Annotated in this window: 11 protein-coding genes; 9 read left to right on the top strand and 2 right to left on the bottom strand. The window is 63.7% G+C overall.

The features are described from left to right. Together B8115_RS04745 and aceK are read right to left on the bottom strand one after the other, a co-directional pair. A partial coding sequence (locus B8115_RS04745) for a Sir2 family NAD-dependent protein deacetylase (RefSeq protein WP_010626611.1) occupies positions 1-618 on the bottom strand: 618 nt, incomplete at its 3' end. A 36-nt stretch (positions 619-654) separates the two neighbouring features. Beyond that, positions 655-2400 (bottom strand): bifunctional isocitrate dehydrogenase kinase/phosphatase, encoded by a 1746-nt coding sequence (gene aceK, locus B8115_RS04740; protein WP_010626610.1) that lies wholly within the window; start codon positions 2398-2400, stop codon positions 655-657. A gap of 196 nt (positions 2401-2596) precedes the next feature. On the opposite strand from aceK, the gene phnD reads away from it, so the two are divergent. The 9 genes from phnD to B8115_RS04695 all read left to right on the top strand — a co-directional run bounded on the left by phnD (position 2597) and on the right by B8115_RS04695 (position 11522). Further along, positions 2597-3451 (top strand): phosphate/phosphite/phosphonate ABC transporter substrate-binding protein, encoded by an 855-nt coding sequence (phnD, locus tag B8115_RS04735; protein WP_010626609.1) that lies wholly within the window; start codon positions 2597-2599, stop codon positions 3449-3451. An 11-nt stretch (positions 3452-3462) separates the two neighbouring features. After that, positions 3463-4266 (top strand): phosphonate ABC transporter ATP-binding protein, encoded by an 804-nt coding sequence (gene phnC / locus B8115_RS04730; protein WP_010626608.1) that lies wholly within the window; start codon positions 3463-3465, stop codon positions 4264-4266. Then, positions 4223-5023: a phosphonate ABC transporter, permease protein PhnE gene (phnE, locus tag B8115_RS04725; RefSeq protein ID WP_010626607.1), complete on the top strand. Its 801-nt coding sequence runs from the start codon at positions 4223-4225 to the stop codon at positions 5021-5023. The genes phnC and phnE overlap by 44 nt, the downstream gene beginning before the upstream one ends. A gap of 193 nt (positions 5024-5216) precedes the next feature. Beyond that, entirely contained in the window at positions 5217-6356 is a 1140-nt protein-coding gene (locus B8115_RS04720) for an ABC transporter ATP-binding protein (protein ID WP_010626606.1), read from the top strand. Between the two features lie 5 nt (positions 6357-6361). Continuing rightward, positions 6362-7327 carry an ABC transporter substrate-binding protein gene (locus B8115_RS04715; protein WP_141638516.1) on the top strand — a complete coding sequence of 322 codons (966 nt, stop codon included), beginning with the start codon at positions 6362-6364 and terminating at the stop codon, positions 7325-7327. Then, complete coding sequence (locus tag B8115_RS04710; RefSeq protein ID WP_010626604.1) at positions 7327-9024, top strand: iron ABC transporter permease; 1698 nt, start codon at positions 7327-7329, stop codon at positions 9022-9024. The genes B8115_RS04715 and B8115_RS04710 overlap by 1 nt, the downstream gene beginning before the upstream one ends. A gap of 28 nt (positions 9025-9052) precedes the next feature. Then, entirely contained in the window at positions 9053-9694 is a 642-nt protein-coding gene (locus tag B8115_RS04705) for a histidine phosphatase family protein (RefSeq protein WP_083861774.1), read from the top strand. A gap of 150 nt (positions 9695-9844) precedes the next feature. Then, a complete protein-coding gene (locus B8115_RS04700; RefSeq protein ID WP_010626602.1) occupies positions 9845-11008 on the top strand; it encodes a glycosyltransferase family 1 protein in 1164 nt (387 codons plus the stop codon). Beyond that, positions 10980-11522, top strand: a complete 543-nt coding sequence (locus B8115_RS04695) for a phosphatase PAP2 family protein (protein WP_010626601.1) — start codon at positions 10980-10982, stop codon at positions 11520-11522. The genes B8115_RS04700 and B8115_RS04695 overlap by 29 nt, the downstream gene beginning before the upstream one ends. The last annotated feature ends 49 nt before the right edge of the window (positions 11523-11571 follow it).

Here is an 11571-nt window from a genome sequence, read left to right as displayed (position 1 = left end):
ATATCGCGAGTCGGGGTCCACCAGCACGCTGGGCGCGTCGAGCGGCGTGTGTTCGAGCAGCGAGGCTGCCGGCATCACCGCCAGCGAGGTGCCCACCACCAGCAGCATGTCCGCCTCGGCGACGATCTCGCAGGCCTCGCCGAAGTGCGGCACGCTCTCGCCGAACCACACCACGTCGGGGCGCAGCTGGCTGCCCTTGTCGCAGATGTCGCCCAGTTCGATGCCGCCGCGGGGCAGCGGGTACTGCATGCGCGCATCCACCGTGGAGCGGGCCTTGAGAATCTCGCCGTGCAGGTGCAGCACGTTGCGCGAGCCGGCGCGCTCGTGCAGGTCGTCGATGTTCTGGGTGATGATGCTGACGCGAAAGCCCTGGCGCTCTAGCTCCGCCAGGGCCTTATGCGCGGCGTTGGGGCGTGCCCGGCGCACCTGCTCGCGGCGCAGGTTGTAGAAGTTCAGCACGCGCGCCGGATCTCGCCGCCAGGCCTGGGGCGTGGCGACCTCCTCGATGGGATGCTCGGCCCACAGGCCATCGCCGGCGCGAAAGGTCTGGATGCCGCTCTCGGCACTGATGCCCGAGCCGGTAAAGACCACCAGGTGGGGCTGCCTTGGGTCTGACATGTCTCTCCTTGGATCAACGCGCCGCCGCTCGGGCGCTCAATAGACCAGGCCGTTCTCCTCGCTGGCGCTGAAGCGCTGCTTGTTGCGATAGGGATAGACGTCGATCACCCGCCCATCGACGATCGCCTGCTGCACGCTCTTCCAGTAGTCGGCATCGAACAGCTCGGGGTGGAGCTGGTAGAAAAGTTTGCGCAGCTTGAGATCGGCGAACAGGAACGGCCCGAACTCCTCGGGGAAAATATCATTCGGCCCCACCGAGTACCAAGGTTCGCTGGATAGCTCCTGCTCCGGGTACATCGGCTCGGGAATGTGACGGAAGTGGCATTCGGTGAGGTAACAGACCTCATCGTAGTCGTAGAAGATCACCCGGCCGTGGCGGGTCACGCCGAAGTTCTTCAGCAGCATGTCACCGGGGAAGATGTTGGCCGCCGCCATCTGCTTGATGGCGTTGCCGTAGTCCTTGAGCACCGCGTGGGTCTCTTCCTCGCTGCACTGCTCCAGGTAGAGATTGAGCGGCGTCATCATGCGCTCGGTGTAGCAGTGCTTGATGATCACCTTGTCACCCCTGAGCTGCACGGTGGAGGGCGCCACCTCCAGCAGATGCTCGAGGCACTCCGGGGCAAAGTGGTCCTTGCGTGCGATGAAGTTGGAGAACTCCTGGGTGTCGGCCATGCGCCCGACCCGGTCGTGACGCTTCACCAGCCGGTACTTTTCGCGCACGGTGTCGTGGCTCATCTCCTTGGAGGGGTCGAAGCGGTCCTTGATGATCTTGAACACGGTACGAAACGAGGGCAGCACGAATACCGCCATGACCATGCCGCGCACGCCCGGCGCGATGATGAACTTGTCCTCACGCCTGGCCACCTGACGGTTCAGGGCACGGAAGAACTCGGTCTTGCCGTGCTTGAAGAAGCCGATGGCGGAATAGAGCTCGCCCGCCGGCTTGTCGGGCATCAGCTGCTGCAGGTAGTCGACGAACTCCCCCGGCACCCGCACCTTCACCTGAAAGTAGGCGCGGGTGAAGGAGAAGATGATCGAGACCTCGTCCGACTCGATCAGCACGGTATCGAGATGCAGCCCCTCCCCCTGCTCATGCAGGATCGGCAGCACTAGCGGCACCTGGGCGCCGTTGCCGTGAATGCGCCCCACCAGATAGGCGCCCTTGTTGCGATAGAACACGCTCTTGAGCAGTTCGACCTCGGTGTCCGGCGCGTCGAGAAGGGCCTGGGGCAGATGCCCGCGCAGGAACTCGCCTCCCAGGCGCGCGTCCCGCTCCAGATCCTCGTAGGGGGTCTCGAATGGCGCCTCGGCGAGCGCCCAGCGAATCGCCGCCTCCCAGTCGCCGTTCACCTGCAGACGGCGACACGGCTCCAGGCCCGAGTGATGCGCCGCCGCATCCCGCGAGCTATAGACGAACATCCAGTCGTTGCGGATATGACGGTGATGGAAGATCGAACAGAACAGCGAGTTGAAGTAGGTCTCGGCCAGCTCGTAGTCGAGCCGCTCGCTGATCATTTCGGCATAGTGATTGCGCGCCTCACGCCAGCACTCGCAGTGGGTCAGGTCGTCCTCGTCCAGAGCCCGCTTCAGCCGCCCCAGGGTCTCGCCGACCTTCTCCTCGTAGAGGTTGATGCGTTCGGCCGAGGCCTGCTGCGCCTCGCGCCAGGCGGCGTCGCGAAAGCGCCGGCTGGCATCGGCGGTGATCTCCTTGAAGCGGGTACGGTACTCGTCGAAGCCGTGCAGAATGGTCGCGGCAAGGCGATAGGCGGGGGAATGCTTCATGGCAGACTCCGAGCGACGTTATTCGACAGCTTCGCCAATTCTCGTTCGGGATGCGAGCCGACCATGGTGGTGGCGGCTGTAGTTTCGCAACAGCCGACGTAACACGAACGTGATCTCAATGAAACGATTTCGTCATCGAGCATTGGCAGGGTAGGGCCACCAATAAATGCCCAATTCCAACCATTCGAGGTGACTCATGTTCAAGCTCGTTCTCCCCTTTGCCGCCCTTGGCCTAATGGCCGCCGCCACTCAGGCTCAAGCAGCAGAATCTTGCCCCGCCACCCTGCGCTTCGCCGATACAGGTATAGAGGGCACCGAGGAGCTCCAGCGCGCATTCAGCGACTTCGTCGAGGAAGTTGAGTCGCGCCTGAGCGTCAATGTAGAGTTTTTCCCTGTAGGCAACCGTACTACCGCTATCAACGCCCTGCGCTTCGAGCAAGTCGATATCGTACTGGCCGGCCCCTCGGAATACGTGCTGATGGCCGAGCGTGTCGATGGCGTCCAGCCCATCACCGCCATCGTACGACCTGAATATTACTCCGTGTTCATCGCCGCCTCCGACAGCGGCATAGAATCGCTGGAGGATCTGCGCGGCAAGCATGTGGCCATGAAGGATCATGGTTCCACTACTGGCCATATCATGCCCAGCTACATGCTGCACAAAGCCGGCCTGGACATTGACCGCGACTTGCAGATCTCGCTGCTCGACGGTGCTCGCATGCAGGCCTTGGCTTCCGGCGAAGTAGATGCCGTGGGTACCGGCGTTCGCGACTTTGCCCCCTTTGCCTCCCGCCACGGTGAGGATAGTTATCGCATCATCGAGCGTGGCCAGGATATGCCGGGCGACCCCATAGTGGCCGGTCCGCATATATCCGCCGACTGCGTCAGTGAAATCCGGGAGGCCTTCATGGCTGACCCGGAGGGCCTGTTGCAGGCGATCCTCTCCCCAGGCGAGCGCGACAAGTACATCGGCGCCGAAATGGTTCGCGTGAATGACGCGGAGTACGACGTGGTGCGCGAATCCTACGCCCTGCTGGGTCTCAACGACTGAGTGTGAGCCATATGCAAGTGACAGTAAGCGACCTGACCAAGGTCTACCCGGACGGCACTCGTGCCATCGACGGACTGTCGTTCGAGGTGGCTCCCGGAGAGGGCGTGGTGATCCTCGGCCACAACGGCTGCGGCAAGTCGACTTTGATGAAGTGTCTGACCGGTCTCGAGCGCCCCACGACGGGGCGCCTCGAGCTGGATGGCGTAGACCTCACCCGGGCCTCCCGTCGTCAGCTGCGCCCGCTGCGTCAGCGTATTGGCTGCGTATTCCAGAAGTTCAACATGGTTGGCAACCTCTCGGTACTGCAGAACGTGCTGTTCGGCCTGATGGGTCACCGCGGCATCCTCGCAAGCCACGCGCTGACCGCCAGTCGTGAGTCGCGCATGGCGGCCATGGGAGCCCTGGAGCGAGTCAGTCTCGCCCACCTGGCAGCGCGCCGCACCGACACCCTCTCCGGTGGACAGCAACAACGCGTAGCCATCGCCCGCATGCTGATGCAGGACGCTGAGATCGTGCTTGCCGACGAGCCGGTGGCAAGCCTCGACCCCAAGGCCGGCCGCGAGGTCATGGAACTGCTGTGGTCGGTGGTACGCGAGCGCGGCATGACCGTGCTCTGCGTGCTGCACCAAATCGAACTCGCCCGCGAGTTCGGCGACCGACTGATCGGGCTCAAGCAGGGCCACCTGGCCTTCGACCAGCCGAGCACTGCCGTCAGCGATAACGACATCACGGCCCTCTATCAAATCGACAACCAGCAGGAGGCCGAAGCGGATGACCGTACCTTCGTCCCGACACAGCGCACCGCCCAGGCTTGAGCGCCCTTCCGCCATTGCCTTTATTCTGCTGATCGGGTTGGCTGCCTTCTTCCTGACCGGCCTGCAAGGCGCCAATATCAATCCGGAGCGGCTGATCCGGGGCGTCTCCAACCTGGGCACCTTCTTCGGCGAGGCGATGCCGCCGAATTTCTCGCGCTGGGACGTGATTGCCACCGCCATGCTGGAGACCTTCCAGATGGCTATCGTCGGGGTAGTGTTCGGAGTCATCCTTAGCCTACCAATGGCCCTGCTGTGTGCGCGCAACACCAGCCCGCACCCTGTCGTCCGGGTCATCTCACGCAATATCGTCGCGACTCTGCGCACCGTGCCGGATCTGGTATGGGCGCTGATATTCGTGGTGGCCGTGGGGCTCGGTCCCCTGGCGGGTATTCTTGCCATCATCATGGACACCATCGGCTTCTGTGCGCGCTTCTTCTCCGAGCGTATCGAGGAAGTCGACCCTGGCCCGGGCCAGGCACTGGCCGCCACCGGCGCCTCGCGTAGCGGCGTGATATGCGGGGCCATCCTGCCGGAGTGCACTCCCTCCTTCGTTGCCACCAGCCTGTTTTCGGTGGAGAAAGCGGTACGCAGCGCCGTGGTGCTTGGACTGGTGGGCGCCGGGGGCATCGGTGTGGAGCTCTCGGCCTCGATGAACCTGTTCCGCTACGACCAAGCCCTGACCGTCATTCTCGCGATCCTCGTGGTCGTGATCGGCGTCGAGCAGATCAGCGCCTGGATCCGCAAACGGGTGATCTGATCCTGAGGAAGTACCCACAAGCGGATGCTGGCCGCCTCGAGCGGCCTTTATCTCAGGTGCAGCCTGCTCTCAGGTGCAGCCTGGCGATTTCCTCAACCCGTCGCGGAGGCGCTGGAAGACGGGGCTCAGGGTCATTGTCATCTCGCTGACATCGTTTCCCGTTAATCTGGGCTTTTTTCAGAGAGGCTGCGTCATGCCCACCCCTGCGCTCCGGATCGATCGCCTGCATAAGCGCTTCGGCCAAGTCGTGGCGCTCGATGGCATAGATCTCATGCTGCACAGAGGCCAGGTGCTTGCCCTGCTCGGCCCTTCCGGCTGCGGCAAGACCACACTACTACGTTGCATCGCCGGCCTCTCCGAGGCGAATGAAGGCGAGATTCATCTCGACGGCGAATGCGTTGCGGCACCGGGCCGCCATCTGAGTCCCGATGATCGCCGACTGGGCATGGTCTTTCAGGATTACGCCCTCTGGCCACACATGAGCGTGTACCAGAACGTGGCGTTTCCGCTTGAAATGCAGGGGGTGAAGGCCAACGCCCGCCGCCCCCAGGTGGAATGGGCACTCGCGCTGGTGGGACTTGCCGATTTCGCCGAGCGCACTCCCGGCGCGCTTTCGGGTGGCCAGCAACAGCGAGTCGCGCTGGCCCGGGCCATCGTGGCCAAACCGCGCTTGCTGCTGATGGACGAACCGCTCTCCAATCTCGACAAGGGCCTGCGCGAAAGCTTGGCGCTGGAGATCCGCAGCCTGATCGAGGAGCTCGGCCTGACCGCCGTCTTTGTCACCCATGATCAACACGAAGCCTTTGCTCTGGCCGACCGGGTCGCCGTGCTGCAGCAGGGCCGCCTACAGCAGGTCGACTCACCCGAAAGGCTCTTCCACACCCCGGCCACCCCAGCCATTGCCGATTTCGTGGATGCCGGCACCCTGCTCGACGCTCGGCTCGACGCCCACGGCCTTGCGATCGCCGATACCCGGCTGCCACTCGCTGCGGCCTGCGGCCATCAAGGCGAGATTCGCCTGCTGCTGCCGCGCAGGGCCCTTCACCTCTGCGCCCCCGACGATGGCCTGCTTCGCGCACGCATTACCGGTCGACTATTCCAGGGCGAGCACCTGTCGCTTCAGCTCACCCTGGCCGACGGCCGCACGCTCAAACTGCATGCACCTCATGCTCCTGAGCGCGGCTGTCTGGTAGGGGTCGGCATCGATGTCAGCGCTTTGCGTGCGTGGGATGCCAACGCAAGCCTGCTCGACCTCATACCACGCCCAGGCGTGGCCACTCCAGTACCGGCTAAACCCGACCTACGCCACTCAATCGATGACTCAGGAGAATGACCGCCATGTTTCCTTTGAAACCTCTTGCCTTGGGGGTCTGCCTAATCGCCATTCCGAGCCTGGCCTCGGCGAGCGCGCTCACCGTCTACTCCGCCGGGCCCGGTGCGCTGATCGAAGACCTTGCCGCCGACTTCACCAGGGAGACGGGTATCCAGGTCAACGTCTTCCAGAGCACCACTGGCCAGGTCATGGCACGACTGGAGTCCGAGCAATCCAATCCGCTGGCGGACGTGGTGATCTCCGCCTCCTGGGACAGTGCAAAATCGCTGCATGAGCAGAACCTGTTGCACCCCTACCTCTCGCCCAATGCCGAGACGGTACCTGACTTTCTCAAGTCCGAACACTACGTCGCCCAGGGCGTTTCGGCTCTGGCGCTCGTGTGGAATCGCGACAGCGATATCCCTCAACCAGGCGATTGGAGCGATCTCACCGATGCAGCCTATCGCGATCAGGTCACCATGCCCGACCCGGCCCAGTCGGGAGCGGCTTTCGAACTGATCACAGGCCTGCTCACTGCCATGGGCGATGAAGCCACTTGGTCGCTTGTCGAAGAACTCTCCGATAACGGCATGATCGTGCCCGGCCCCAATGCCCGCGCCCTCAATCCGGTGCTGCAGGGTGCCAAGTCGGTGGTGTTCGGTGCGGTAGACTACATCTCGCTTGGCCAGCAGGCCGATGGTGAGGCCATTGAGGTGATCTTTCCGACCAGCGGCACGGTCATCGCCCCTCGACCGATGATGATTCTCGCGTCTAGCCGCATGCCCAACGAGGCCGAGCGGTTCATCGACTTCGTGCTCTCCGAACAGGGGCAGGCGCGGGTCGCCGAGAGCTATCTCATGCCGGCCCGCAGCGATATCGAGGCGCTGCGTCCGACGCTCGAGGAATTGACCCTGATCGACGTGGACAGCGAGGCGATGAATGCTCAGCGCGACGTCATCCTGCAGCGCTTCCGCGAGGTCACGGGTAGTTGATGTCCGAGCGTATTGCCTGGCGCCTGCCCCGGGTCAACGGGGCTGGCGTCATCATGCTGCTGACGGCGATGGCCCTGTTGCTGCTGGTGGGGTTGCCGCTCCTCTACGTGGTACTGCAGGCCATCTTTCCCGGCTGGTCGCGTGGCGAGCTAAACGGTGCCTTCACCCTTTTCGTTCCCTTGCTCTCCGATCCGGCACTGCTCGGGCTGCTGGGCAATACCCTGCGCCTGGGACTAGCCGTGGTGGTCGTCTGCGCCCTGCTGGCCATTCCCCTGGGTGCACTGAGAGCTTTGACCCGGGTACCCGGGGGTGCCGCCTGGGACCTGATCTTCCTGATTCCTTTCATGATCCCACCCTATATCGCGGCACTCTCCTGGATGCTGACGCTGCAGCCTCGGGGCTATGCCGAGCAGCTCACTGGGCTTTCCGGTGGCGCATTTCTGTTTTCGTTTTCCGGCATCGTCTTCGTGATGGTGCTCAACGTCTTTCCGGTGGTCTACTTCGCCGTGTCGCGCACCATGATGAGTGTCGGCGGTCGCTATGCCGCCGCGGCCCGGGTCAGCGGCGCCGGCCCCTGGCGCGCCTTCTGGCGCATCACGCTGCCGCTATCCACCCCTGGCATCGCGGCCAGTCTGCTGCTGGTTTTCGCCCTGACCATCGAGGAATTCGGGACACCGGCGACGCTGGGCGCGCAAGCTGGCTACAAGGTTCTGGTCACCGGCATTCATGAGCGCTTCTCCGACTGGCCCATCGATATCCCAGGGGCGGCAGTGTTGTCGCTGCTTCTGGTGATGCTGGCCATGGCCGCCTTCTACCTGCAGCACTGGCTGGTGACACGACGCTCCTTCGTCAGCCAGACAGGCAAGCCTGCCGCCCCGGAAAGCATCGAGCTCGGACTCTGGCGCTGGCCGGTGCTGGCGCTCTTCGGACTGGTCGGACTGATCTCGGTGGGCGTGCCGATCCTTGCCGTGCTGGCCACCGCCTTCACCGGCACCCTCTCCGGCGGACTGACCCTGGAGAACGTTTCACTGCGCCACTTCGAGGCATTGCTGGCCAACCGCGGCGGTGCGCTGCAGGCACTTTCCACCAGCCTGGGCCTGGCCATCGGTGCCGCCATACTCACCGGCATACTAGGGGCTCTCGTCGGCTATCTGGTGGTACGCGCACAACTGCGCGGCAAGGGCCTACTCGACCTGCTCTCGCTACTGCCCAATACCATGCCCGGCATCGTGGTCGCGGTGGGCTTGATCCTGGCCTGGAACCAAGCCTGGTGGCCGATTCAGATCTACAATACCGGTGCCATGCTGCTACTCGCCTACGCCTGCCTGTTGCTTCCCTATCCGGTGCGCTACGCCTCGGCGGCCTTCCGCCAGATGGGCGAAAGTCTGGAAGCCGCCGCGCGTGTCTGCGGCGCTGGTTTCTTTACCGCCTTCCGACGCATCCTGCTGCCCGCCCTGGCACCGAGTTTGATCGTCTCCATGCTACTGGTCTTCGCCATTGCGTCACGCGAACTGGTCGCATCACTGATGGTGGCCCCCGCCGGCATGCGCACGGTCTCGACCTTCGTCTTCGGTCAGTTCGAGCAGGGCTCTCCTGGAGTCGGCATGGCGATGAGTGCCGTGGCGATCTTCACCACCACGGCGCTGCTGGTGGCGCTGACCGTATTCAGCCGCAAGCGTCTGCCGATTGCCGGTTGAGGCAAGCGGCAGGTCCGGTCGCTGAGGCATGGCAACAGAAAAGATTCGCTATCAGGAGTGGATGGTCATGCCGCAACCATTGAGCAGTTCAATCGTGTATCTGATCCGTCACGGCCAAACGACAGGAGACATCGAGAACAGATTTGGGGGCGCCTACGACGACTACCTGACCGATCTCGGTAAAGAGCAGAGCCGACAAGTTGCGCGGGACTTGAACAATTCACCACTGTCGATGGTCTACTCGAGCTCCCTCAACCGCGCGTTGGAAACGGCAGACATCATTGCCGATTGTCTTGACGTGCCACGTGGTGTCCTCCCGGAGTTCAGGGAATGCAATCGTTACGGCATCCTGTCAGGCATGACCAAGCATGAGGCGCTACAGCATCACCCACAAGAAGTCGCCAAGCTAAAAGACCCGGTGGGCACTGTCACGGGCGCAGAATCTTATCGCGACTTCAGACAGCGGGTGACGGCTGCTTTCGAAAGACTATTTACCGAGGGCGCGCAAGGAGAGATAGCCTTAGTGACTCATGGAGGCGTATTTCGTCTACTGCTCCGCGACATCCTGGGACTCGGAGAAGCATCTGTCGGCGACTGTGCCCGGATAAAATTATGGGTTGGGCAAAAAGGAATACGCGTGATCGAACAACATGGAATCAACATGAAGTGAGGCGATGTCTCTCCTGCCGCTCCCGCACCAATCAGAGGGACCCGCGGCCAAACCCCATATGCACTGTCACCGTTTCATCATGTACGCGCCCCCTAGTCGTAACATGACACGGGCATCCTCGGAAACAAGCTCCCCGGCAGCGAGGATGCCATGCGAATATGTCTTGTCAGTGAGACCTGGGCACCGGAAATCAACGGCGTCGCCCACACCCTGGCGCAGCTGAGTCTCGAACTGCAGGCGCGCGGCATGGCACTGCAGCTCATCCGCCCGCAGCCGGCAAACGGTAGCGCTTCAGAACTCACCCCGGGCATGCAGGCCGAGCTGCGAGTGCCAGGCATGGCGATTCCTGGCTACCGTGCCGTGCGCATCGGCATGCCGGCCGGCCGCCGCATCCAGCGCCTGTGGCAGGTTCAGCGCCCCGACGTGGTGTACCTGGCCACGCAAGGGCCGCTGGGCTGGTCGGCACGGCATGCGGCCAAACGCCTGGGTATCCCGCTGGTGGCCGGCTGGCATACGAATTTCGATCATTACTGCGGCGATTACGGCGTACCCTGGCTCGCCCCGCTGCTGATGCGTGGGCTGCGCCACTTTCACAACGGCTGCCAGGCCAACCTGGTACCCACCCGACAGCAGGCTAATGACTTGGCCGGCCATGGCTTCGAGCGTCTGGAAGTGATGGGGCGCGGCATCGACCAGGAGCGCTTCTCACCCGGGCTACGCTGCGCCGAGCTGCGCCGCAGCTGGGGGGTCGATGAGCACAGCCCGGTGGCGCTGCACGTCGGCCGCCTTGCGGCCGAGAAGAATCTCACGCTGCTGCGCGAAACGCTCCACGTCATGCGCAGCGCCCGCCCCGACATGGCGCAGGTGATCGTCGGCGACGGCCCGGCACGGCGCTCCCTGGAGAAGGCGTTGCCGGAGGTGCATTTCACCGGCTTCATCTCACCCGAAGACCTGGCCCGTCACTACGCCAGCGCCGATATATTCCTGTTCCCCTCGCTCTCCGAGACCTGGGGCAACGTGGTGCCGGAAGCCATGGCCAGCGGCCTGGCAGTGGTGGCCTATCGCCACGCTGCCGCCGCCGAGCTGATCGACAGCGGCGTTAATGGCGTGACGGTGACCGCCGGCGACGCCGAGGCGTTTCGCGATGCCGCCGTGGCGCTGTGCCAGCAACCCGCCCGCTACGCTCAGATGGGCCGTGCTGCGCAATTGCGCAGCCAGACCTGCCGCTGGCCCGCCATTGCCGACAAGTTCTTGTCCGTCTTACAACAGGCCCGGGAGATAGACCATGAGACCACGCGCCCCTGCCGTATTTGATCGCCTCGACCTGTTGGAGTGGCGGCTGTGCCAGCGCTTCGCCAACCTCAGCCTGTACACGCCTTGGCTGGCCACCCTGCGCCTGGCCAGCCGCCTGGGCGACTGGCCACTGTGGGTGGCATTGATCGCCGCCCAGCCGTGGCTCCAGCCCGAGGCGGGGCTCGCCTTCTTCCTGCAGTACGCCGTGACAGGGCTCGTCGCCATCCTGATCTATCGCCTGATCAAGACGCGCCTCTGCCGGGAGCGCCCCTTCATCACCTTCGTCAACCTGATCCAGTGCGGCGAACCGGCCCGCGACCGCTACAGCTTTCCCAGCGGGCACACCATGCACGCGGTGATGTTCTGCGTGATGACGGCGGCCCATGCGCCCTGGCTGCTGCCATTGCTGGTACCGCTGGCGGCACTGATCGCCCTCTCGCGGGTCGGCCTGGGCCTGCACTACTTCAGCGATGTCGCCGCCGGCGCTGCCATTGGCTATGCCTTCGGCCTGACGAGTCTCTATCTGGCGGGTTGAGTCGCATTCATGAGGACGTCACCCAACCGTAACGCGATGGACCGCAAGT

Source organism: Halomonas sp. KM-1 (assembly GCF_000246875.1).
GTDB lineage: Bacteria > Pseudomonadota > Gammaproteobacteria > Pseudomonadales > Halomonadaceae > Halomonas > Halomonas aerodenitrificans.
The sequence above is the reverse complement of the archived record's forward strand: the minus strand, read 5'-3'. Positions and strand labels throughout refer to the sequence as shown.

Coding starts and splice junctions, on each gene's coding strand:
- aceK (WP_010626610.1), bottom strand. CDS start 2,400: ATGAAGCATTCCCCCGCCTATCGCCTTGCCGCGACCATTCTGCACGGC.
- phnD (WP_010626609.1), top strand. CDS start 2,597: ATGTTCAAGCTCGTTCTCCCCTTTGCCGCCCTTGGCCTAATGGCCGCC.
- phnC (WP_010626608.1), top strand. CDS start 3,463: ATGCAAGTGACAGTAAGCGACCTGACCAAGGTCTACCCGGACGGCACT.
- phnE (WP_010626607.1), top strand. CDS start 4,223: ATGACCGTACCTTCGTCCCGACACAGCGCACCGCCCAGGCTTGAGCGC.
- B8115_RS04720 (WP_010626606.1), top strand. CDS start 5,217: ATGCCCACCCCTGCGCTCCGGATCGATCGCCTGCATAAGCGCTTCGGC.
- B8115_RS04715 (WP_141638516.1), top strand. CDS start 6,362: ATGTTTCCTTTGAAACCTCTTGCCTTGGGGGTCTGCCTAATCGCCATT.
- B8115_RS04710 (WP_010626604.1), top strand. CDS start 7,327: ATGTCCGAGCGTATTGCCTGGCGCCTGCCCCGGGTCAACGGGGCTGGC.
- B8115_RS04705 (WP_083861774.1), top strand. CDS start 9,053: ATGGCAACAGAAAAGATTCGCTATCAGGAGTGGATGGTCATGCCGCAA.
- B8115_RS04700 (WP_010626602.1), top strand. CDS start 9,845: ATGCGAATATGTCTTGTCAGTGAGACCTGGGCACCGGAAATCAACGGC.
- B8115_RS04695 (WP_010626601.1), top strand. CDS start 10,980: ATGAGACCACGCGCCCCTGCCGTATTTGATCGCCTCGACCTGTTGGAG.